This window comes from Arthrobacter sp. 24S4-2 (genome assembly GCF_005280255.1).
GTDB lineage: Bacteria > Actinomycetota > Actinomycetes > Actinomycetales > Micrococcaceae > Arthrobacter.
The window spans coordinates 2,747,276-2,769,298 of record NZ_CP040018.1 but is presented as its reverse complement, the minus strand read 5'-3'; the positions used below and the strand labels follow the sequence as shown (position 1 = coordinate 2,769,298).

General features: G+C 65.1%; 18 protein-coding genes and 4 pseudogenes. 10 read left to right on the top strand and 12 right to left on the bottom strand.

Annotation, left to right across the window (positions count from 1 at the left end; all coding sequences use genetic code 11):
* Positions 1 to 766: 766 nt before the first annotated feature.
* The 4 genes from FCN77_RS27390 to FCN77_RS26345 all read right to left on the bottom strand — a co-directional run bounded on the left by FCN77_RS27390 (position 767) and on the right by FCN77_RS26345 (position 2,880).
* Complete coding sequence (locus FCN77_RS27390) at positions 767 to 892, bottom strand: hypothetical protein (protein ID WP_302647479.1); 126 nt, start codon at positions 890 to 892, stop codon at positions 767 to 769.
* Between the two features lie 110 nt (positions 893 to 1,002).
* On the bottom strand, positions 1,003 to 1,509 hold the full coding sequence (locus FCN77_RS12695) for a universal stress protein (protein WP_217496297.1): 507 nt from the start codon (positions 1,507 to 1,509) through the stop codon (positions 1,003 to 1,005).
* Between the two features lie 10 nt (positions 1,510 to 1,519).
* Complete coding sequence (locus FCN77_RS26350) at positions 1,520 to 2,305, bottom strand: MFS transporter (RefSeq protein ID WP_217496296.1); 786 nt, start codon at positions 2,303 to 2,305, stop codon at positions 1,520 to 1,522.
* Between the two features lie 35 nt (positions 2,306 to 2,340).
* On the bottom strand, positions 2,341 to 2,880 hold the full coding sequence (locus tag FCN77_RS26345; protein WP_217496295.1) for an MFS transporter: 540 nt from the start codon (positions 2,878 to 2,880) through the stop codon (positions 2,341 to 2,343).
* 111 nt (positions 2,881 to 2,991) lie between these two features.
* Between FCN77_RS26345 and FCN77_RS27705 the strand changes: the two are divergent.
* Positions 2,992 to 3,138: pseudogene (locus FCN77_RS27705) on the top strand (Tn3 family transposase); the annotation flags it as partial.
* A 594-nt stretch (positions 3,139 to 3,732) separates the two neighbouring features.
* Here FCN77_RS27705 and FCN77_RS27700 read toward each other — a convergent pair.
* The 3 genes and pseudogenes from FCN77_RS27700 to FCN77_RS12665 form a co-directional block, all read right to left on the bottom strand.
* A pseudogene (locus FCN77_RS27700) lies at positions 3,733 to 4,173 on the bottom strand (DUF4158 domain-containing protein); the annotation flags it as partial.
* 268 nt (positions 4,174 to 4,441) lie between these two features.
* Complete coding sequence (locus FCN77_RS12670) at positions 4,442 to 6,448, bottom strand: VWA domain-containing protein (RefSeq protein WP_137322545.1); 2,007 nt, start codon at positions 6,446 to 6,448, stop codon at positions 4,442 to 4,444.
* A 13-nt stretch (positions 6,449 to 6,461) separates the two neighbouring features.
* Positions 6,462 to 7,850, bottom strand: coding sequence for a sigma 54-interacting transcriptional regulator (locus tag FCN77_RS12665; protein WP_137322544.1), 1,389 nt, complete (start codon positions 7,848 to 7,850; stop codon positions 6,462 to 6,464).
* Between the two features lie 87 nt (positions 7,851 to 7,937).
* On the opposite strand from FCN77_RS12665, the pseudogene FCN77_RS12660 reads away from it, so the two are divergent.
* From FCN77_RS12660 to FCN77_RS12650, 3 genes and pseudogenes are all read left to right on the top strand, one after another.
* Positions 7,938 to 8,608: pseudogene (locus FCN77_RS12660) on the top strand (MSMEG_4193 family putative phosphomutase).
* A gap of 9 nt (positions 8,609 to 8,617) precedes the next feature.
* Entirely contained in the window at positions 8,618 to 9,319 is a 702-nt protein-coding gene (locus tag FCN77_RS12655; protein ID WP_137322543.1) for an SCO1664 family protein, read from the top strand.
* Positions 9,320 to 9,444: 125 nt separating this feature from the next.
* Complete coding sequence (locus FCN77_RS12650) at positions 9,445 to 10,365, top strand: SDR family oxidoreductase (RefSeq protein WP_137322542.1); 921 nt, start codon at positions 9,445 to 9,447, stop codon at positions 10,363 to 10,365.
* Between the two features lie 8 nt (positions 10,366 to 10,373).
* Here FCN77_RS12650 and FCN77_RS12645 read toward each other — a convergent pair.
* Positions 10,374 to 10,891 (bottom strand): annotated as a pseudogene (locus FCN77_RS12645) (flavin reductase family protein).
* A gap of 352 nt (positions 10,892 to 11,243) precedes the next feature.
* Here FCN77_RS12645 and FCN77_RS12640 point away from each other — a divergent pair.
* Positions 11,244 to 12,728: an IS1182 family transposase gene (locus FCN77_RS12640; protein ID WP_137322287.1), complete on the top strand. Its 1,485-nt coding sequence runs from the start codon at positions 11,244 to 11,246 to the stop codon at positions 12,726 to 12,728.
* A gap of 338 nt (positions 12,729 to 13,066) precedes the next feature.
* Here FCN77_RS12640 and catC read toward each other — a convergent pair whose 3' ends face one another.
* From catC to FCN77_RS12620, 4 genes are all read right to left on the bottom strand, one after another.
* Positions 13,067 to 13,366, bottom strand: a complete 300-nt coding sequence (catC, locus tag FCN77_RS12635) for a muconolactone Delta-isomerase (RefSeq protein ID WP_137322541.1) — start codon at positions 13,364 to 13,366, stop codon at positions 13,067 to 13,069.
* Between the two features lie 41 nt (positions 13,367 to 13,407).
* Positions 13,408 to 14,271: a catechol 1,2-dioxygenase gene (catA, locus tag FCN77_RS12630; protein WP_217496312.1), complete on the bottom strand. Its 864-nt coding sequence runs from the start codon at positions 14,269 to 14,271 to the stop codon at positions 13,408 to 13,410.
* 71 nt (positions 14,272 to 14,342) lie between these two features.
* Positions 14,343 to 15,452, bottom strand: a complete 1,110-nt coding sequence (locus FCN77_RS12625; RefSeq protein ID WP_137322539.1) for a mandelate racemase/muconate lactonizing enzyme family protein — start codon at positions 15,450 to 15,452, stop codon at positions 14,343 to 14,345.
* Positions 15,449 to 16,363: a LysR substrate-binding domain-containing protein gene (locus FCN77_RS12620; protein WP_137322538.1), complete on the bottom strand. Its 915-nt coding sequence runs from the start codon at positions 16,361 to 16,363 to the stop codon at positions 15,449 to 15,451. The genes FCN77_RS12625 and FCN77_RS12620 overlap by 4 nt, the downstream gene beginning before the upstream one ends.
* 279 nt (positions 16,364 to 16,642) lie before the next feature.
* On the opposite strand from FCN77_RS12620, the gene benA reads away from it, so the two are divergent.
* The 5 genes from benA (at position 16,643) to FCN77_RS12595 (ending at position 22,008) form a co-directional block, all read left to right on the top strand.
* Positions 16,643 to 18,010 (top strand): benzoate 1,2-dioxygenase large subunit, encoded by a 1,368-nt coding sequence (benA, locus tag FCN77_RS12615; protein ID WP_137322537.1) that lies wholly within the window; start codon positions 16,643 to 16,645, stop codon positions 18,008 to 18,010.
* Positions 18,011 to 18,037: 27 nt separating this feature from the next.
* Positions 18,038 to 18,589 (top strand): benzoate 1,2-dioxygenase small subunit, encoded by a 552-nt coding sequence (gene benB / locus FCN77_RS12610; RefSeq protein WP_137322536.1) that lies wholly within the window; start codon positions 18,038 to 18,040, stop codon positions 18,587 to 18,589.
* 28 nt (positions 18,590 to 18,617) lie between these two features.
* Positions 18,618 to 19,670, top strand: coding sequence for a benzoate 1,2-dioxygenase electron transfer component BenC (gene benC / locus FCN77_RS12605; RefSeq protein WP_137322535.1), 1,053 nt, complete (start codon positions 18,618 to 18,620; stop codon positions 19,668 to 19,670).
* Positions 19,667 to 20,515 (top strand): 1,6-dihydroxycyclohexa-2,4-diene-1-carboxylate dehydrogenase, encoded by an 849-nt coding sequence (locus FCN77_RS12600; protein WP_137322534.1) that lies wholly within the window; start codon positions 19,667 to 19,669, stop codon positions 20,513 to 20,515. Before benC ends, FCN77_RS12600 begins: the two co-directional genes overlap by 4 nt.
* Before the next feature lie 86 nt (positions 20,516 to 20,601).
* Positions 20,602 to 22,008: an MFS transporter gene (locus tag FCN77_RS12595; protein ID WP_137322533.1), complete on the top strand. Its 1,407-nt coding sequence runs from the start codon at positions 20,602 to 20,604 to the stop codon at positions 22,006 to 22,008.
* Positions 22,009 to 22,023 lie beyond the last annotated feature (15 nt).

Below are 22,023 nucleotides of genomic sequence, written 5' to 3'. Positions count from 1 at the left end.
GCTGGCCTTCGCCGCCGGGCGGAAGCGGCAGTCGAAACGACTCTTTTTGAAGACGTAAGCTTCCAAGGTGTGAGCGCAGACTCGATCTGTTCATGGAGGTTCATCTTGGACGCCCCTTCCGCGCGTTCTTCAAAGTGAATGGGTACCTCAGCGATTTTCAGGCCTCGCCCGGCCGCCCGGTAGTTCATCTCGACCTGAAAGGAATAGCCGTCACTCTTGATCGATGCCACATCAATCTGACCAGGGAAGAAGCAGTCCAAGCTTGAAGCCGGCCGTGGAGTCCTTCACTTTCAAACCCAGGACATAGCCACATAGAAATTCGCCCTGGCCGAGAGCGCTTTGCGGCGCCAGGGCCATTCCGTGGCCGTGGAGCCGCCCGGAACATAGCGTCGACAGTCTTGCGGCACTGGATCCCGGACGGAACACGTCGAGGCCCAGGTTTGGCTCCGCGGAGGGCGGCCCGAGCCCTCATCTCGCTACGCTCAGCATGCTGGCCGTGGACCAGCACGTCAGTTCTCCAGGCCACCTGTCGCACATCAGCTGACAGAGAACTGTCGCGCATCACCTGTCAGGTCACACGGGTTCTCAGGCAGTGTTCTCAGGCAGGGCTCTCAGAGGGATTGACGCGGCTGCGAGTCCTCGCGGAGCGCCGCCCGTCCCATGTCGCGGTTTTGGCGATCGTCGGCGACCAAGCATGTCGCGCGCACCGCGGTGCGGGATCAGGCGGTCGCGCCACATATTGCTGGGTCCTCTCGGCTTAGCGGAGCTAGTAGACGCGGTCGCTGACGACGGGCCGGCCGTCGTCACCCCACGTCACGCGGGTGACGAGGACGAAGCTGCGGCTACTGCCCGTGTTGACCGGGTAGTAGCCGCAGCTCGGCCGTGATGTCACCGTGGCGGTCCCGGGTGACCGCCGTCTTGGCTGGGGCCAGTTGGAGGTCTCCCCCGAGGCGGTCCGCGTAGGTGATCAACCGGCCTTGCCTGTCATGACTGTCTGCTCGGTCAGCCCTGTGGTGCGTCCTCGGGCACCTCGAGGTCGCCTTCGTCGTCGGTCGGGCGGACCACTAGCACGTCGCAGGTCGCCCTTTTAACTACTTCAGTGGCCACCGTCCCGAGCAGCCGATCTGCGAGCGAGCGGTCATGGATGGCCCCGAGGACGATGAGGTCCGCGGATCGCTCTTGAGCGGTGGCCATGAGTGCGGTGGCCGGCTCGCCGTCGATGAGGAGGGTGGCGGAGACCGTCGCCCCCTCATCCTTGGCCATGGCCATGGCGGTCTCGACGGCGAGTGCGGCTGCCTCGCGGCCGAGGACCTGCCCGCTGCGTGGGTCGCCGCCGAGAGTGCGCACGTTCATGGCTTCCGCCCGACGGGGCACACGGGCGTATGCGCAGACGATGACGAGATCGGCGTCGTCTCTTACTGCGAGCCAAGCGGCTCGTGCGACGACGGGTCCGGCGAGCCCGGATCCGTCGGTCCCGACGACGATGGTGCGGTAGTCCTTCATAGGCATGGCTATCTCCTCAGTGTCCGGCCGACGGCGTGTAGTTGATTTCATCGACGTCGCGAACGATCGGTGGTTCCTTGATCCACAGCATGGTGAGCCCGGCCAGACCGAGGAGCACACCGGCGAACACGATCGCGTAGTTGGGGTTGGCTCCCAACAGGTGCTCGTAGATCCAGCCGAAGGTCACCGATTGGATCAGCATCGGCACGACGATCATCATGTTGATGATGCCCATGTAGACGCCGTACCGGGTTGAGGGGATCATCCGGACGGCCATGATGTAGGGCACTCCCATGATCGAGGCCCAGGCGATCCCGAGGCCGATGATCGGGATGAAGAGCAGGTACTTGTTATCGATGAACGGGAAGATCGTTAACCCGACAGCGGCCAGTAGCAGGCACACGCAGTGGACCACCTTGGCGCCGCGTTTGCGCGCGTAGGCCACCAGCGCGAAGGCGACGCTGAACGTCACGATGTTGTACCAGCCGTTGACCAGGCCGGTCCACGCGACAGCGTCCTCGTTGCTCTGGTCCGTGGACCTCGCGATGGACAAAGCGATGAACTGCCAGTAGCAGACCATGCCGTACCACTGGAACAGGTAGACCACGCTCAGCTTGCGCAGCTGGAGCGGCATCTCGCGGATCGCCTCAGCGATCTCCTTCACCGCGGGACCGAGGCCGCCCTTCTTGGCACGCAGTGCCGCGAGCTCCTCCTTGGACGGCGGGATCTCCGGCGTGGTCAGGACTGAGACGAGCACCGAACCGATCGAGCAGACAGCGCCGAGCATGAACGACCCGAGCACCCAGTACGGGATACCGGCCTCCGTGCCGCCGGAGATCAGCTTCTGGAAGACGAACAGGGAGATATTCGCGATCGTGATGCCAAGGCCGGTGAAGAATGCCTGGGCGAGGAAGCCCTTACCGAGCTGGGAGGGGGGAGCTTGTCGGCGATGAAGGCGCGGTAGGGTTCCATGGCCGTGTTGTTGCTGGCGTCCAGGAGCCACAGCAACATCACGGCCATCCAGACCGCGGTGACGAAGGGGAACAGGAACAGGCAGAGGGCGCAGCCGATGGCGCCGATGAGGAAGAACGGCTTCCGGCGGCCCCACCGAGGGCTCCAGGTGCGGTCGGAGAGGGCCCCGATGAGCGGCTGGATGAGGAGGCCGGTGATTGGCCCGGCGAGGTTGAGGATGGGCAGATCGGCGGGGTTGGCGCCGAGGAACTCATAGACCGGGTTAATCGCGGTCTGCTGCATCCCGAAGCTGTACTGGATCCCGAAGAACCCGACATTCATCAAGAGGATCTGCCGCATGTTCATCAACGGCTTCTGCCGGATCGCCGTATGCTGCAAGCTGGACTGCTGGTTCGCCGAACTCATAGGCGTTTCCTTCTTACTGTCAAGGGCCGGAGACCATCCGCCGGACCCATGCGGGAACGTTGCCCGCGTATCGACGCGCTTCGTCGACGCGTGTCAATGATCACAGTAAAGAGAATTCAAGAGTGCGTCAAGGGTCACTACACGGACACGAGCGGGTTCACAGATCACGTCTTCGGCCTGACCCATCTGCTCGGCTTCCGCTTCGCACCACGCATCCGCGACCTGGGCGAGACCAAGCTGTACATTCCCAAGGGGATGGGGTCGCCGTAGTACTCGCCGAGAATCGGGCGGATATGGATATGGCTGGCCAGGGTAATCCGGCAGCTCAGTCGCTCGGATGGAGCGTGGCGTAGTCGGCGTGGGCCTGGTCGACGGCTTCGGGGTGGGTCTGGCGTTTCTCGTGTTCGGTGAGCGCGCGGTAGATGCTGGCCAGGCCGGGGTTGCAGCCTTTGCGTTTGCGGTAAGCAGGATCGGGTAACGGCGCTGCGGATCGCGCCGTTCCATCGCCTGCGCGGTCAAACGGCGCCCGACCGTGGCCAGGAACCGACGCCGCTCGGCGGGCAGCACCGACAGGTCCAGGGTGTCCGCGCCCAGGCCGCGCAGGAACTCCAGCTTGGCGACCTCAGCTTTCACCGCTGCCGGGGACGCCTCAACAGGGCCTGTCGACAGCCACCGCAACCTGGTCATACCGATCTCAGGGTCAGTCACAAGCAGAGCGTCCAACGCGGCGTACCGGGCATCGGTAAACTCACGGGCCAGCCGGTCGAACGTCTCCTGCTGCGCCTCGGCGCGGGCATGTGCGACCCGCTCGACCACGGCCACCGGCCCGGGCCGCAGCACCCGTGCCGAGATCAAGTACTCACACGCCAACCGGAACAGCAACGTTGGCGAGTCGTGCTCCAACGCCCGGGCCAGCAAGAACTCGTCCAACTCCTTGAGCTCCATCGTCGTCGGCAGCCGCCAGCCCAGATACTTCGCCACCAACCGCAGATGCTCGGTCCGGGTCTTCGCCCGCCGACCGTAGGACCGCAACGCCTCCGCATCGACACCGAGCTGGCCGGCCAGCCGGGCCACCGCCACCGGCGGCGCCGAAGACACCTTGTCCGGCACGAACCCCAGCCACGGCAACGTGCACAACGCCACCGCCAAACCGAGCCGGTCAGCCGGTCCACGCCCCCGGCCGGGATCGACGAACGCGACATCCGCAGGGGTCAGAGTGAAGAACCTGAACAACTCGTCCCGGCCGATCTCCGGGAACCCCCGAAGCCGGTCCAGCTCTTCATCTGAGAACACCTGCGTAGCCAAGAACGACCTCCAACCAGCCCACAAATACCCAGCTCAGAAGCCTACCCCAGCAATATCCGCCCGATTTTCGGCGAGTACTACGGCGACCCCGGGATGCCGCCTATGAGGCACTCAAACCCCTGATCGGTGGCACCCTCAATACCAAGGCCATCCGCGCCCATTGGGACGACATTCTGCTACAAGCTGGCGCCCGCTCCACAACATCAGTCCCGTGGACGACATCATCTTCCGGTCCGCCGTGCAGCCCGGCGGCCGTCTACGAAGCCCAGTCGGCGTCGTCATAAGGGCGGCCGCGGAAATGGGCGCGGAGGTACTCCCCCACGACGGCAGCCCCGAGATCCCCGGCACCGGGCGCGACGACCCTGCCGTCGATTCGGCGGACCATACGCTGGACGAACCGCTCAAGACCTGGGTCGTCGCCGAGCCGGAAGAACGTGGCTTGCGTGCCGGCGCGGCCGAGACGGTCGAGCTCGGCAACCGTGACGCGGATGGTCTCTGGGTCCGGCGGGTAGTCGAACCACGAGTCTCCCTCAGGCAACAGGTGCGCGGTAGGCTCGCCATCGGTCACCACTAGGAGGACGTGCTGCATTGACGGGTGCTGGCGGAAGAACCGATTGGCCAACAGCAAGCCGTGATGCAGGTTGGTTCCCTGCTCCCGCCGTGATGCCAGGGCGGTGAGTTCGCCAATGTCCATGGTCTGCGCGTAGCGGCCGAAGGTGATCAGCTGCAGGCGGTCCCCGCGGAACCGGGTTGAGACGAGATGGTGCAGGGCGAGTGCGGTGCGTTTCATCGGCACCCACCGCCCCTCGGCGGCCATCGAAAACGACACGTCGACGAGCAGGACGACGGCGGCCTGGGTGCGCGCCTCCGTCTCCGTCACCTCGATGTCGTCCACGCCGAGGCGCACCCCGCCGCCCGGGTCACCGCCGTCGGCCATGGTCCGGCGGATTGCGTTGGTCATGGTGCGTGTAACGTCCCATGGCCCGGCATCCCCGAACTCCCACTGACGGCTGGAGCCGGTCTGCTCGCCGGCTGCCCCGGCGACCCGCGTGTCCCGGCCCCCTTGGCGGCCGGACAGCTGCTTGGCGGTGTCCCGCAACAGTGACTTACCGAGCCGTCGCATGGCCTGCGGGGACAACCGGAGGTCGCCGTCGGCGCCGCGACGCAGGTAGCCGCCGTCCTGCATCGCCCGCTCGATCGCGGCGAGGGTACGGGCCGACACGGCGGCATTCTGCCCAAGTTGGCGGGCCAGGGCATCAAGGTCCAGGTCGTCGAGGCGTGACCCGTTGTAGGACTGCGATAGCTGTTCGGCCAGCTCGTCGAGTTCGGCGATGTCCTGGAGAACGCCGGTTCCGTCGCCCAGCCCGAGTCCTTCCTGACCTTCGAAGCGTTCGGAGCCGGTCCAGTCCTCGCCGGGTCGCAGGGCGCGCAGGCTCGAGTCCAGTTGATCGAGCTGGGCCATGAGTTCGGGTGAGCCGAACGCCTGGGCCGACAGCCGCATCAGCTCCTCGCGCTGCTCCGGGGACATGGATTGCAGGAGCCGCTGGGCCGCGGCTGCACGCTGGGCGAGTGCATCGATCAGCTCCTCGACTGATTGTGGATTCTCCGGAAAGAAGCGGCCGTGCCGCGACATGAACCCCTGGAAGTCCGTATCGGTGTCTTGGCCGCGTCGGTGTTTGTCGAGCAGCTCGTTGAGGTCGTTCAGCATCTCGCTCACAGCTGCGCGGTCCTCATCGGTGGCGTTCTCGAGCGCTTGTTTCATGCCGGCGAACCGCTGGTCAAGGACTTCACGGCCCAGCAGATCCTTGATCCGCTCGTAGGCTTCCCGGGCGGTACTCGACTGCCAGTCATAGGAGGCGAGTTCGTTGACCGCTGCCGCCGTGGAAGAGGGCAGGTTCTGCAGTTGCATCTCCCGGATTTTACGGTCGGTGTTGTCCATCATGGCGTCGCGGGCGAGCTGCTTGCGTTCTTCCAGTACCGCAGTGTCGAGCAGCTTCCGGACCTCGCTGAGGGTGCCGTCCAGCCGGTGGCGGCCCAGCAGTTCACTCCTGCGCTGTTGAACGCGGCCGGCGAGGTCGTCGAGCCCTTCCCGGTTGCGGCCGCCCCTCCGCAGGAACTCCTGCAGGGCGTGCCTGGGCGAATAGCCTGCCATGACCTCCTCGGCGACGGCGTCGAGCGCCTCTGCCAGGTCGACCGGCGGGGCGAGCGGATCGGGTCCGCCCGCGTACCGGCCGTACCTGGAGGACCGGTTGTGAACGCCCATAATGCTGCCTGCCCTAGCCGTAGATCGTCTCTTCGTCGCCGGACTCCTTGGAGATCCGCCGGGCAAGGAAGAGGCCTTCCAATGCAAGTTCGATTGCGGCGGCGCGCTGCCCGTCGCTTTTCGCCTCCAGGCGCCTGCTGATCTCGTTGTAAAGGCCGGATCCGTCAAGAGCCGGGAGGTTTTCGAGGAACTCCTGCGCGGTGACCTGTTCACCGGTGGTCACCGTCGTGTGTCCGTCGAGCGCTGCCAAAAGTGGACCGAAGTCGAGGCCATGGTAGTGCGCCCGCACGGCTTCGGCAGTGGCCGTGCGCAGGAGGTGATCCAGGACGGCTTGTTCACGCCCTTCCTCGCCCGGCTCGAACTCAATCTTGCCGGTAAGGACTTCAACTGCCGTCTCCAGATCGACGATCCGCGCAACTGCCTCGTCCTCCCCGCGCATGCTCGCCCGGCGCAGCGCCGCCGCCGCGACAGTTTCGGCGCCCGCTATGGCGAATCGCGCCGAAACCCCGGAGGTCTGATTGATGGCCGGGGACTGCCGCAGGGACCGGGTGTAGCGGGCCAGGATCTCGAGGATGACGGGCGGGACGTCGGCGACCAGCCGCCCCTCTTGCCGGATGACGGCGACCTCGTCGTCCAGTTCTATCGGGTAGTGGGTGCGGATCTCGGCCCCGAAGCGGTCCTTCAGGGGCGTGATGATCCGGCCGCGGTTGGTGTAGTCCTCCGGGTTGGCGGACGCGACGACGAGCACGTCGAGCGGCAGCCGCAGAACGTAGCCGCGGATCTGGATATCGCGCTCCTCCATCACGTTGAGCATGGAGACCTGGATTCGCTCGGCGAGATCGGGCAGTTCGTTGATGGCGATGATGCCGCGGTTGGAGCGCGGGACGAGACCGTAGTGGATGGTTTCCGGGTCCCCGAGCCGGCGACCCTCAGCTACCCGCATCGGGTCGACGTCGCCGATGAGGTCGGCCACGGAGGTGTCCGGTGTGGCTAGCTTCTCGACGTACCGTTCCAAGCGGTGGCGCCAGGCGACGCGCAGTCGGTCCCCTTCGGTGAGCGCACGGGCGCGGGAGTGTTCCGTGATCGGTTCGTACGGGTGCTCGTTCAGTTCCGATCCCTCGATCACCGGCGACCACTCGTCGAGCAGCCCCACCATGGTACGGAGGAGCCGTGTCTTTCCCTGTCCCCGTTCGCCGAGCAGGACGACGTCGTGGCCGGCGATCAAGGCACGCTCGAGCTGGGGAAGTACGGTCCTGCTGAAACCGTAGATCCCGGGCCACGGATCACGGCCGGCGGCGAGCGCGGCGAGCAGGTTGCCGCGGATCTCGTGGCGCAGGGCCTTGTGGACATGGCCGGCTGCACGCAACTCACCAACGGTGAAGATATCGGGACGATCACTCACCCCTCTACGGTAGTCCTCGAACATGCTGGCAATCGAGGGAAATCGTGAATATTCCCGCGCGTAAGCCCGTAGAACGGCATACGCTGGATGCTGATGACTGAAGCAATGCCGTCGGCGCCACCATCGCGAACAGAGGGAACCCTCCTGCTGCTGGTGCGCCATGGAGAGACTCCCACGACCGGCACGGTGCTGCCCGGCCGAGCCCCCGGATTGCACTTGTCCGACCGCGGCCGGGCCCAGTCAGAACTCGTCGCTGAACGGCTCGCTGGTCTTCCCTTGGACGCCATCTATTCATCACCCCTGGAGCGGACCCGCGAGACTGCGGAGCCCACGGCAGCCTGCACGGGCCTCGAGGTGAACAACGACGCCGGCCTGATCGAGTGTGACTTCGGCGAGTGGACCGGCGCCGCGCTCGCCGAGCTGGCGGGCTTGCCGGAATGGCAGACCGTACAGCACAACCCGTCGGCCTTCCGCTTCCCCAACGGGGAGGGCTTCGCGCAGATGCAGGCGCGGATGGTCGGGACGCTTGAGGTACTGTGCGGGGCCCACGCCGGCGGCGTCGTGGTGTGCTTCTCCCACGCCGACCCGATCAAGGCCGCCGTGGCCCACGCCCTGGGCACGCCTCTGGACCTCTTCCAGCGGATTGTCATCAGCCCCGGCTCGGTCTCCGCCATCTCCTATGTGGAGGGCGGGAGCCAGCCGTCCTCATGGTGAATTCGACCCTGGTAGCCTTGAGCGGACTGAGACGTCGTGAATAGGAACAGACTGTGTCCGGGCGGGAGCTGACACTGCTCGCCGAGGGCCGCATCGAGCTGCTCGGACGCATCCTGCGCAGTAGCAATGCCACGTTCCTCGTCCGGGTTACCTGGGGGGACGACTCGGCTTGTGCCGTCTACAAGCCGGAGGCCGGGGAGCGGCCGCTGTCGGATTTCGAGCCCGGCCTGTACCGGCGGGAACGCGCGGCTTACCTGCTGAGCGAGTACCTGGAGTGGGGAATCGTGCCGTCGACGGTGATTCGCGAGGATTCCCCCTTAGGGATCGGGTCGCTGCAGTGGTTCGTTGAGTGCGACTTCGATGAGCACTACTTCACCCTGTACGCGGACGCACCCGAGACCCACCATGTCTTGTCGCGGATCGCCCTCTTTGACTGCATCGCCAACAACACTGACCGTAAGAGCGGGCACGTGCTGCGCGGCCACGACGGACGGGTGTGGGGCATCGATCACGGGCTGTGCTTCTCAGCCGGCTTCAAACTCCGCACCGTGATCTGGGACTTCGCGGGTGAACCGGTCCCCGGCGCGTTGCTCGAGGACATAACGCCGCTGGCAGAGGCCGTGCCTCCCGACGTGGCCGAACTCCTCGACGACGCGGAGGTCACCGCCCTGCAGCGCCGGGTGCAGCGCTTGTTGCATGAGCGGGTGTTGCCGGTTGACCGCACCGGCATGCGATACCCGTGGCCGCTCGTGTAGCCACCCGGACCTGGGACGATAGGCGTGCGTGCTCCCGTCCCCTGCCGGGGCTTGCGGCTTCCTCCCCGGTGAGTAGATTGGCTTCACACATGGTGTCCACGGGTTTGGCTGCACTGGAGGCGACAATGAGTGGCGACGGACCGGTACTCGTGGCAGGCGGCACCGGAATGCTGGGCGGCCAGGTGGTGGCCCAGCTGCTGGCGCGCGGGAAACAGGTTCGTGCCCTGGTGCGTCCCGGTTCTGACGCGACCCGCCTTGAAGCCGCCGGCGCCACCATCACCCGCGGCGACATGATGGACCTGGACTCGCTGATCCGAGCGATGGATGGCGCCGATAGCGTGATCACCACCGCCGCAGGCTACACGCGGCACAGCAAAGGCGACACGCCTCAAATCGACACCATAGGTAACAGCAACCTCGTGGAAGCTGCCAGCCGCACCCGTGTCCGAAGGTTCGTGCTAACGAGCATCCTCACCTGCGACCAGACCCCGGACGTTCCGCACTTCTGGCACAAGAAGCTGACCGAGGACCGGCTCGAGGAACTCAGCGTCCCGTTCGTGGCGCTGCGTCCGGGAGCATTCCTGGACCAGGTCACCCGTTTCGGTGGCGACCCCTTCACCAAAGGGCGCCTCACGTGGATCGGGTCCCCGGGCATTCCGTTGACCTTAGTCCTCACGTCTGACCTGGCCGGCTACCTGGCTGCCGCACCGGACGCACCCGGGGTCGACGGGCAGCGCATCGATATCGGCTGGGACCGACCTGTCAGCATGCAGGAAGTCGCCGGGATTGCCGGCCGGCTCCTCGGCAAACGGATACGGGTCCGGACTATCCCCGCCGGGCCCCTCCGCGCCGTGGGCACTGTCCTCGCACCGATCAACCCGATGGCGCAAGACATGGGAGCGATGGCCGCCTGGTTCCAGTCCGGCCGCTACGTCGCCGACACCACGCGGCAACGCGAAGTCTTCGGCGCCGTGCCTACTGCCGAGGACGCCATTGCCCGCTTCGTCGCGGGCCTCGGACACCCGATCAGACACTCAGCGCACTGAGACGGCGCTCATGCCACGCTCTCCAGCGCCCCGGCCCGGGACTGCACGCCGAAGTAGTCGCCCTTGAAAAAGAGCAGCGGTTCCGCATCAGCCCGTGCACTCAGGGCCCGCACGGCAGCCACCACGATGGTGTGGTCGCCGCCGTCGTACTCCTGGTGGAGTTCGCAGTCCACCCAGGCCAGGGCCTGGTCCAGGACCGGGTTGCCCAGAGTCGACGGCGAATAATCAACGCCGGCGAACTTGTCAGTGCCCGAACGGGCGAACTGGCCCGCCACGTGCTGGTGTTCGGCCGGCAGGACGTTCACCGTGAACCGGCCCGCCCCCCGCAGCAGCGGCCACGTACTCGAGGTCCGGGCCGGGGCTGAACGTCACGAGCGCCGGTTCCAGCGACAGTGACGAGAAGGACTGGCACGTGAAGCCGGGCCGGGCCGTCCTTGGTTGCGGCAGTGATGACGGTCAGGCCGGTCGCGAAATGGCCCAGAATGGTGCGGAGTCGGCGCGGGGTGAGATGAGAATTTTCCGTCATGGCAGGTCCTTTCGAAGCTTGTCCACCCAATCAATCACCCTGCATACCAGTTCCCAACCCCGGATGAAACGGACGGACGCGCAGGGAAACACGGGTTCACCTTCCGAAGCATGACGTAAGAAACCGCGTCCGCCGAATTCGAGGAGTCCTCCCGTAGAACGAAGGCAAATGGGCCAAAGGACGGCAACGATCTGGTGGGCGGGCAGTGTTTCTGCCCGCCCACCAGTCGTTAGCGACGGCCCGCGCGGGCGCCGGCCCGGCGCCTAGGAGCGCGGGTCAGTAGTCGGCCGGGTTCTTAAAACGCCGTGTGAATTGCCGGGGTGCGGGAGGGGTGGCTGGAAGAATCGGGAGTATGAATTCCGGTTCCCAGGATGGCCTTTTTGATGAAGCTCTCGTGGAGCGGGTGGAGCGTTTTGATGACGGGATCGTTGAGGCCGGTGCTGGTGTGAAGAAGCGGTTCAAATCCTTTGAGCCGGACGCGGTGATGCTGGTCCCGCCGTCGCTGGATGAGTGGTTGCCGGGCAATCATCTGGCCCGGTTCATCGCTGATCTGGTGTCCCGGGAGCTGAATCTGTCCCGGTTCTACGGCTCGTATGGGAAGACGAAGGGCCAGCCGCCGTATGATCCGCGGTTGATGGTCCGGGTCCTGCTTTACGGCTACTGCGTCGGGGTGCGTTCCTCCCGGGAGTTGGAGCGGGCGTGCGTGGACGTGGTCGCGTTCCGTTGGCTGGCCGGGCAGCAGGCACCGGATTTCCGGTCCATCGGCCGGTTCCGCAAACGCCATCTCGCGGCGTTGGGGAACGTGTTCCTGCAGGCGCTGGAACTCTGCCGGGCCGCGGGCATGGTCTCCTTGGGCCGGGTTGCCCTGGACGGGACGAAGGTCCGGGCCAACGCGTCCCGGCGAAAGGCGATGAGCTACGGACGGCTGACCGAAAAACAGAGGATCCTCGCCGCGGAGGTCTCGGACATGCTCGCCGACGCCGAGGCCGTGGACAGGGAGGAGGATGCCCGGTTCGGGGCGGATACGCGCGGCGATGAGCTCCCGCCGGACCTGGCCGACCGGCAATCGCGGCTGGCGAAGATGGCCGCGGCCCGCAAACAGCTCGAAGAGGACGCGGCAGCCAAAGCACGCCAAGAGGCGGAGCAGAAAGCCCGGGACCGCGGCGATGACGACGGGGCGGCTGCGGCCAAGGGCGAGGAAGCCGCGGCCAAAGCGGAGGTCAGACCGAGGGCCCAGCGCAATTTCACGGACCCCGACTCCCGGATCATGAAGACCGCAGACGGCTCGTACCACTATTGCTACAACGCCCAGGCCGTGGTCGACGCGGACCATCAGGTCATCGTCGCCACCGATCTGAACAACACCGCGGTGGACGTGCAGCAACTGGTCCCGATGACCGAACGCACCGCCGAAACCCTGGGCCGGATGCCCGCCCAATGGACCATTGATGCCGGATATTGTTCAGCAGCCAACCTCGAACACGTGAAGGAAATCGAGGCCGCCGGCGGGACCGAGTTCTTCATCGCGACCGGCCGGCTCAAACACGGCGAAAAGGTTCCCGAGACGCCCCGGGGCAGGATCCCGGCCACCGCCACACTCCGGGAACGGATGGCGAGGAAACTCAAAACCAAGAAGGGCCGGGCCGTTTACGCGCGGCGCAAGGCGATCATCGAACCGGTCTTCGGGCAAATCCACACCCGCCAGGGCAAACACGTACTCCTGCGCGGCCTCGAACAGGCCAAACACGAGTGGGAACTGATGGCAGGCTGTCACAACCTGCTGAAATTGTTCACTTTCAAAGCCAAAGCCGGTCTCAACGCCCCGGCCGGAGCCTGACCCACGGGCCAAGGCGGCCACGGCTGCCCGGCCCGCGGCCGCTGCCAATCCTCGAAGGAGGCCCACCACCGCCGCGGACAGCCCGGTCATCAAGATGGCAACGTGTCACCGGTCAGTAGACAGGACCACTCCTGGATGACGGAAACCACTACCGCCCCACGCTCCTAGGCTCAGTTGCCGGCCGCCACCAGTCGGACGCGGAGCTCATCGGGCGGCAAAGTGTCCAACTGAAGGCTTGCGAGCTCGAAGGGCTGTCCCTGGCCGCGCACAATGGCTGCCTTAATATCCGTTACAAAGTCCTTTCAGTTCATCCACGGATTTGGGCGGTATCCATCCGTTTAGGCTCGCGGTCCTGGCACGAGCGCAATGTCCGAGGGGTGGGCTGCCAGGGGCGTGATGTCCATCTTCATGTAAGGGAAGAGCGGCAGCCCCCAGAGGATTTCGTGCAGCCGTTCATTGCCTGCAACATCGAAAATGCTGATGTTCGCGTATTCGCCAACGCAGCGCCAGATGTTGTGCCACTCCCCCGTGCGCTGCAGTTCCTGCGAATAGGCCTTCTCCCGGGCGAGCAGCTCTGTCTTGGCCTGTTCATCCATGTTCAGGGGGATGGTGACGTCCATACGGACTGCAAAAAGCACGGTCTGCTCCTTTGTTCGCGTCTCGATTGCGGGGCGCGGGCTTAACCGAGGTCGGCGTCGAGCACGAAGTCGTACGTGACTTCGTTGCCGGTGCCGTCGATGCGCGGGGCGGGGCTCAGGACAAGTTCCGGCTTGACGGCCGAGGCAATGTCGTCGGACAGGTGCTGGTCACCCTCGAAGTAGAGCTGCGCCGTCAGCAGCTGGTACCCGGGCGCGGAGACTTTCAGGTGCAGGTGCGCCGGGCGCCAGGCGTGCCAGCCGGCCGCAGCGATCAGCTTGCCGCAGGCGCCGTCGGTAGGGATCTGGTACGGCGCAGGCTGCACGGTGTTCAGGGCGAAGTTGCCGCCAGCGTCCGCCACGACGGTGCCGCGCAGGTTCCATTCGGGAAGGCCCGGCGCGAACTGGGAGTAGAAGCCGTCATCGTCCGCATGCCAGATTTCCACGTGGGCGCCGGATAGCGCGGAGCCGTCGACGCCGCGGACCTGGCCTTGGAACAGCAGCGGCGTGCCGCCTTCGCCGTCACGCATGGGCAGCGTGGCCGGAGTTTCGAGCGTCGGGGAACCCGGAACATAGTAAGGGCCCTCGATAGTGCCTTTGTTGCCCTCGCGGTCCTCTGTGGAAACTTCCTCAACAATGTGCTCCACCCAGACATCCAGGAAGAGCGGCCATTCGCCGTCCTCGCCCACGCTGATCAGCCAGGACTTGAGGGCGTTAAATTCGTCGTAGGTCACCTTGTGCTTGCGAATGGTTTCGTAGACCGCGCCCAGGACTTCGTTGGCCAGCAACGAGACCCGCTCTTTCGGAACTGCAAGCCACGCCGTCTTGCCGCTTTCACGGAAACGTTCAGTAGCAGCGTTGCCGGACTCTGCGGCCTTGGCCTCAAATTCTGCGTGCTGGGTTGTCATCATTGACTCACTTTCTGAAGGGCGCCTGCCTCAGTGCCGGCGCCGGGGATTGGGTTTGTGTTCCGGGAAGGTCAGTTGTTGGCGTCGAGCCGGTACTTGCCCAGCTTCTCGGGATCAATGTCGATTCCGATGCCGGGGACCTGGCGTGCCGCAAGCCTGCCGCCCACGATTTCGAGGGGATCGGCCAGGAGATCATCGCTCATGTCCAGGAAGTTGGAGAGCTCTCCCGCCCGCCGGGTGGTCGACTGGAAGGCTGCGCCGAACGTGACCGTGCACAGGGTTCCGAGCTGGCCATCGATCTGGTTGCCCATCACCACCTCGGCACCCAGTCCGTCGCACTGGAACAGGACGCGCTGGGAGTGCGAGAAACCGGTGCGGGCCGTCTTGATGCTGACGGCATTGGCGGCTCCGCTGAGAAGTTCGCGCGTCACTTGTCCTGGGTTCGTGGCACTTTCGTCGGCCACGAACGGGACAGGGCAGCGCTCCACGAGCCACTTCCGGCCGAGGACGTCGTCGGCCGGGCACAGCTCTTCGGCGAGCGTCAGGTCAAGGTCCGCCATGGCGTTGAGGGCGCGCAGGGATTCCGACGGCGTCCAGCCGCGGTTACCGTCAACGTACAGTTCAATGTCTGGACCGAGTTCCTCACGGAGCGCACGGCAGACAGCCACATCCAGGCCAAACGGCCTGCGGCCCACCTTCACCTTGAACGTGGTGATCCCGTAGGTGTCGCGCATGCGCTCCGCTTCGGCCACCATCCTGGCGGGCTCCGCGAAGCCGAGCATATGACTGACGCGCATGCCGTCCGAGAAGCCGCCCAACAGGGCCGTCACAGGTTGCCCGAGGGTTTTGCCGATGGCGTCCCAGATGGCCATGTCCAGGGCCGACTTGGCGGTCGGGTTGCCGACAGTTCTGTCCATGACGGCATGCACTTGCTCTCGATCCAGGATGGACATTCCCGTGATCTGGGGCGCGAACAGCGTTTCGATCACCGCCACGATGGATTCCTGGGTTTTGCCATAGGTAAAGGGCCTGGCTGGCGCTTCGGCAAATCCGACGACACCCTCAGAAGTCTGTATGCGGACCAGGACGTGTGAGGCGGTGTGCACCTCGCCGCTGGCGAACCGCAGGGGCTTGAGGTAAGGGATGGCGAATGGAATCGCCTCGATGGAAATGATCTTCACGAAAGTCCTCCGGAGTAGCTTGATTCCAGGAAGACGTGGTTGTCTTCGAGGGTGGCGAGGAAGGCGTCGACCAGCGGTGACTCGCTAGCGCGGCGCCACGCCACCGCGAGCTCCACCTCTTCAGTACCGGACACGGTCCGGTACTGCACACCGGTCAGCGCGATCCCACGGACGGATTCCGGGAGGACGGCGATGCCGAGTCCTGCTGCGACGAGGGACAGCTGCGTCGAGGTCTTGGCGGATTCATGCGCGATGTTGGGGTGGAAGCCCGCCGCACGGCACGCGCGGATAACGGCATCGTTGACAACTGACCGGGAGCCGGCCGGGTACATGATGAAGTCCTCGGCACGCAGTTCCCCGACGGTCACGGTGTCAGCAGACGTGAGGCGGTGACCGGCAGGAATGGCCACCACGAAATTCTCCCGCGCTATGGCCCGCACGGTCAGTGACGGTTCGCTGGCGGGCGGCCGCAGCACACCCACGTCGATTTCACCTGCGGCGAGGGCCAGCTCAATGGCAGGCGTCAGCATCTCAGTGTGGATGTCCAGCACGACATGCGGCAGGTGTTCCTTCACCAGTCTCGCCAGGGCCGGAAGCTGTGTGTAGGAGGCGGTACCCGTCAATCCAATGCGAAGAGTCCCCGCCTTGCCTTCGGCAAACTGCCGCGCCCGCCGGGCGGCTTCCTCTACGTTCCGGAGGATACGCTGCGCATCCTCGAAAAACGCCTCACCGGCCGGGGTCAGCCGCACGCTCCGGGTAGTCCGCGTAAACAGCTCCGCTCCAAGCTCGGCCTCCAGCTGGCGGATCTGCTGCGACAGCGGCGGCTGGGCCATCTGCAGACGTTCGGCAGCCTGGCCGAAGTGGCACGTTTCGGCGACTACGACGAAGTAGCGCAAATGCCGGAGCTCCATGGCGCACCGCCCTTTCCTGTGTTCTGTCTCACTCGTTGGTTGTCCCTTCAACAGCGTAGGCCGGAATTTGGTATTCCACAAAGACCCAAATAGTCGTTATTCAGACTCCAAGGATCTGAATCGGCACCTAGGCGGCACTAGGCAAAGCCCTAGTGTGACGTGGCCCACGGGCTGGCAGGGTGGAGAGCATTCGCAGACCAGCCGAACAATCGGCAGGTCCGCACGGGCAACGCCGCCCGCACCACGGGCAGCGCCGCCCGGACACTGATAGGAGCCAACATGACAGAGACGCTGGCGGGCATCCGCGCCCACCTCGACCAGGCCCTGATCGAGGATCATGAGAACGGCGTGTACCGCGCCAAGCGGAGTATCTTCACGGATGAGGAACTCTTCGACCTGGAAATGAAGCACATTTTCGAAGGCAACTGGGTGTACCTGGCGCACGAGAGCCAGATCCCTAACGTCGGCGACTACTTCACCACGTACATCGGCCGCCAGCCGGTCATCATCTCCCGCGACAAGCAGGGCGGACTGAACGCCCTGATCAACGCGTGCAGCCACCGCGGGGCGATGCTGTGCCGGCGCAAGACCGACAACCGCACCACTTTCACTTGTCCCTTCCACGGCTGGACATTCAACAACACCGGAAAGCTGCTCAAGGTCAAGGATCCCCGCGATGCCGGCTACCCGGAACAGTTCAACAAAGAGGGGTCCCATGACCTCACCAAGGTTGCACGGTTCGAGAGCTACCGGGGTTTCCTGTTCGGCAGCATCAACCCGGACGTGAAGCCGCTTGAAGAGCACCTGGGCGAATCCACGAAGATCATTGACATGATCGTGGACCAGTCCCCCGACGGCCTGGAAGTACTCCGCGGCGCATCCACCTATACCTATGACGGCAACTGGAAACTCCAGGCCGAAAACGGCGCCGATGGCTATCACGTCTCCGCGACACATTGGAACTATGCCGCCACCACAGCCCGCCGCACCACCGGCGAGTCAGCCAACGAAACCAAGAACATGGACGCCGGAGGTTGGGCCAAGCAAAAGGGCGGCTACTACTCCTTCGACCACGGCCACCTGCTGCTCTGGACCGAATGGCTGGACCCAAGCAACCGGCCGCTGTTCGACCGGCGCGAAGAACTCGTGGAAAAGTACGGCGAGGCCAAGGCGGACTGGATGATCAACATCTCCCGCAACCTCTGCCTTTACCCCAACGTCTACCTGATGGACCAGTTCGGTTCGCAGATCCGGCACTTCCGTCCAATCTCCGTCGACAAGACAGAGGTGACCATTTACTGCATCGCCCCGAAGGGCGAAAGCGCTGAAGCCCGGGCCAACCGGATCCGCCAGTACGAGGACTTCTTCAACGCTTCAGGCATGGCCACTCCCGACGATCTGGAGGAGTTCCGCTCCTGCCAGAAGACCTACCTCGCCACCGCAGCACCCTGGAACGACCTCAGCCGCGGCGTGACCCACCAGATCACGGGTCCTGATGCCAACGCGGACGTCATCGGGCTCAATCCGATTTCCAGCGGCGCCCGGACCGAGGACGAAGGCCTTTATCCCATCCAGCACGGCTACTGGGTGGAAACGATGCGCAAGGCGGCAGCCGCCGAAGAAGCAGCACTCGCCGCCCAGAACTAGGCCCGCAAGGAGCCCGAGGAGAACCCCATGACACAGACATTTGACATCGAGGCGCAGGCCGGAGTGCCGGCGGAGGCCACACCAGCCGGGCCGGCCAGCCTGGAGGACATCCGCTCGTTCCTCTACCGCGAAGCGCGGTTCCTTGACGACCGGGAATTTGACCGCTGGCTGGACTGCTACCACCCGGAAGCCGAGTTCTGGATGCCCGCCTGGGCCGACGACGACCAGCTCACCAGTGATCCCCAGCGTGAAATTTCGCTGATCTACTACGCCAACCGGGGCGGACTCGAAGACCGGGTCTTCCGCATCAAGACGGACCGCTCCAGCGCCACCAGCCTGCCCGAACCGCGGACCGGTCACAACATCACCAACGTGGAGGTCATCGGGTGGCGCGGCAGCGAAGTTGATGTCCGCTTCAACTGGCACACCCTCTACTACCGCTACCAGAACATCGATCCGTACTTCGGAACCTCGTTCTACACCATTGACTACTCCGGTACACAGCCTGTCATCACGAAGAAGAAGGTCGTCCTGAAAAACGACTACATCCACCACGTCGTGGACATCTACCACATCTAACTTCCGAACGACTGGAATCGAGCCCCTCATGAGTTACCAGATTGCCCTCAGCTTCGAAGACGGAGTCACCCGCTTTGTCACCGCCAACCCCAATGAAACAGTGGCCGACGCCGCGTACAAATCACGGATCAACATCCCGTTCGACTGCCGCGACGGCGCCTGCGGCACCTGCAAGGCCTTCTGCGAATCAGGAAAGTACGACGGCGGCGATTACATCGATGAAGCCCTCACCGAGGACGAAGCCGAGAAGGGCTTCTGCCTCCCCTGCCAAATGGTTCCGGAGACCGACCTCGTCTTACAGATAGCCGGCACGTCCGAGATGGCCAAGGTGGGCGCAACCACTTTCGAGGCCACCGTCAAGGAGCTGACCTGGTTCGCGGACAACACCGCCGCCGTTACCCTGGCGCTGGAGAATCGCGGGGACCTGAACTTCCTGCCCGGCCAGTACATGAACTTCGCGGTCCCCGACACCGATGCCGTGAGGTCCTACTCGTTCAGCAGCGGCCCATCAGCGGACGAGCTGCGCTTCCTCATCCGCACCGCCCCCGACGGGGCCATGACCACCTACCTCAAGGAGCGTGCCGCCGTCGGCGATGCACTCCCCCTGACCGGCCCCATGGGGAGCTTCTTCCTCCGGGACATCAAGCGTCCTGTCCTCATGCTGGCCGGCGGCACAGGCATCGCACCGCTGCTGTCCATGCTGGAAAAAATAGCCACAGGACTCGAAGAAGCGCCTGCCCACCCGGTGCACCTCTCCTACGGCGTCACCTTCGACAAGGACCTCGTGGAGCTGGACAAACTCCAGCATTACGCAGAAGCCATCGACAGCTTCACTTACAGCTACTGCGTCGCGGACCCTGAAAGCGCGGCCCCGCACAAGGGCTACGTGACTCAGCACATCACCCCCGCCCAGCTGAACGACGGCGACGTCGACGTGTACCTGTGCGGCCCGCCGGCGATGGTGGATGCCGTCCGCAAGTACTGGGACACCCAGGGCATCACCCCGGCCAACTTCTACTACGAACGCTTTGCCGTCGGCAGCACCGCGTCAGCACCGGCACTGGCAGGGGCGTCCGCTTGAACCCGGCCAGTCCCGGAGCCGGCAGCCTGCAAACCGGCAGGGTCCGCGCCATCAGCCCGGGCCGCTTCGCCGGGAAAGTCGTAGTGGTCACGGGCGCCGCCCAGGGCATCGGCCATGCCGTGGCCTCCCGGGTTGCAGCCGAGGGCGCCCACACCATCCTCGTGGACCGCGCCGCACTCGTCCGGGACGCGGCCGCGGACCTCGCCGCCGATCACAAGGCCGACGGCGGGACCGCCGTCGGCCTTACCGCCGACCTGGAAAGCTACGAAGGCGCAAGCGGCGCCATCACCGAAGCACTGCAGCTCCACGGCCGCATCGACGTCCTGATCAACAACGTGGGAGGCACCATCTGGGCCAAACCGTTCGAACACTACGCGCCCGACGAGATCACCCAGGAAATTCAGCGGTCCCTCTTCCCCACCCTTTGGACCTGCCGGGCCGTCCTTCCGCACATGATCGGGCAGCAGTCCGGCGTCATCGTCAACGTCGCCTCCGTTGCCACCCGCGGGGTCAACCGTGTTCCCTACGCCGCTGCAAAGGGCGGCGTGAAAGCCATCACCGCTGCCCTTGCGTTGGAAGCCGCTCCGCACGGGATCCGCGTGGTGGCCACGGCGCCCGGCGGCACTGAAGCACCGCCGCGCCAAGTGGCACGCGGCCCCCAGCCGGAAGGGGACACGGAGAAGGCCTGGTACCAGCAGATCGTGGACCAGACCATCGAATCATCCCTCATGAAACGCTACGGAACACTCGACGAGCAGGCCGGCCCGATCGCCTTCCTGGCCTCCGACGAAGCCTCCTACATCACCGGCAGCGTACTCGCCGTTGCCGGCGGCGACCTCGGCTAAGCCGCCAACGCCGCCAGCCACATCGGCGCAGCCACTTGCATTACCCACCGGCCGCAACGACGCGGCCCAGGCCAATGGAGCCCTCCATGAACGCTCTGCCCTCATCAACTGAATCCGCGTCAACTGACGCGAACCGAACCAAAACAGTCCGCTGGGTGATGGCCATCGCGGCCGCAGCCCTGCTCTTTGACGGTTACGACCTGGTTGTTTATGGAACCGTCGTTTCGACTCTGCTGCGCGACCCCAGCCAGCTTGGGTCGTTAGATGCGGCCCAAGCCGGAGCCTTGGGCAGTTACGCCCTCATGGGAGCCATGGTGGGCGCGCTGGCCGCCGGCGCCGTGGGTGACTTCCTGGGCCGACGGAAGCTCATGCTCATCAACATCGTCTGGTTCTCCCTCGGCATGGCATTCACGTCCATGGCCACCGCCGTCCCGGTATTCGGCGTGTTTCGTTTCCTCACCGGGATCGGCGTGGGAGCGCTCGTCGCCACGGCGGGCGCTGTCGTCGCCGAGTTCGCTCCTGCCGGCAAACGAAACTTCTACAACGCGATCGTCTACTCGGGCGTGCCCGCGGGAGGGCTGCTCGCTTCACTGCTGGCAATCGTGCTCAACGGAATGGTCGACTGGCGCGGTCTGTTCATGATCGGCGCGTTGCCTCTTGTCATCCTGTTTCCGCTGGCACTCGTGAAGCTGCCGGAGTCACCGCGCTGGTTGCTCGCGCGCGGCCGCCCGAAGCAGGCGCTGGCTCTCTCCGCCAAGACCGGCATCCCGCTTCAAGACGAAACGTACCACGGCGGTCCGGCCGCCGGGCGGTCCCGGATCTCCGTGGAGCCACCGGCAGCGGTGCGCACGGACGGACGACCCCTCGCAGGCTTCGCGGCCCTTGCCTCCGGGAACTACCTCAAGCCCACCATCCTCCTAGGATTCATGAGTTTCTGCGGCCTGTTGCTCACGTACGGCCTGAATACCTGGCTACCGGAAATCATGGGACAGCATGGCTACGGCAAGACCTACTCACTGAGCTTCCTGCTGGCCCTCAACGCCGGTGCCGTGATCGGCGGCCTCCTGGCGTCGCGCTCCGCGGACAGGTTTGGGCCCAAGGCCGTTGTGTCCACCACGTTCGTCATCGCCGCGGCGTCCCTGGTGCTGCTCACGCTTAGCTTCCCCCTGCCCGTGCTGCTGATTGCGGTGGCCTTTGCCGGGGTGGGCAGCCTCGGCACCCAGGTCCTTGTCTACGGCTTCGTGTCCAACTACTACCCCACTCCGGCGCGGACAGCCGGCGTCGCATGGTGCGCGGGCTTTGGCCGCCTGGGCGGGATAGGGGGTCCGCTGGTGGGTGGCTTCCTGATCAGCGCCCAGCTGCCGAGCAACGCGGCATTCTTCGTTTTCGCCGGCGTGGCCCTTGCCGGCGGGCTCGTCACAATGTTCGTCCGCCAGCATGAACTGGCCAGCGAAGACCTCCGGCACGCTGACCAGATCCGGCTTCCCGCGTAGTCGTACACTTGGAAA

Bases quoted from the DNA above. Each gene is read 5' to 3' on its own strand.
- FCN77_RS26345 (WP_217496295.1), bottom strand. From the start codon at position 2,880: ATGAGTTCGGCGAACCAGCAGTCCAGCTTGCAGCATACGGCGATCCGG.
- FCN77_RS12670 (WP_137322545.1), bottom strand. From the start codon at position 6,448: ATGGGCGTTCACAACCGGTCCTCCAGGTACGGCCGGTACGCGGGCGGA.
- FCN77_RS12595 (WP_137322533.1), top strand. From the start codon at position 20,602: ATGAACGCTCTGCCCTCATCAACTGAATCCGCGTCAACTGACGCGAAC.
- benA (WP_137322537.1), top strand. From the start codon at position 16,643: ATGACAGAGACGCTGGCGGGCATCCGCGCCCACCTCGACCAGGCCCTG.
- catA (WP_217496312.1), bottom strand. From the start codon at position 14,271: ATGACAACCCAGCACGCAGAATTTGAGGCCAAGGCCGCAGAGTCCGGC.
- benB (WP_137322536.1), top strand. From the start codon at position 18,038: ATGACACAGACATTTGACATCGAGGCGCAGGCCGGAGTGCCGGCGGAG.
- FCN77_RS12620 (WP_137322538.1), bottom strand. From the start codon at position 16,363: ATGGAGCTCCGGCATTTGCGCTACTTCGTCGTAGTCGCCGAAACGTGC.
- FCN77_RS12695 (WP_217496297.1), bottom strand. From the start codon at position 1,509: ATGCCTATGAAGGACTACCGCACCATCGTCGTCGGGACCGACGGATCC.
- FCN77_RS12650 (WP_137322542.1), top strand. From the start codon at position 9,445: ATGAGTGGCGACGGACCGGTACTCGTGGCAGGCGGCACCGGAATGCTG.
- benC (WP_137322535.1), top strand. From the start codon at position 18,618: ATGAGTTACCAGATTGCCCTCAGCTTCGAAGACGGAGTCACCCGCTTT.
- FCN77_RS12640 (WP_137322287.1), top strand. From the start codon at position 11,244: ATGAATTCCGGTTCCCAGGATGGCCTTTTTGATGAAGCTCTCGTGGAG.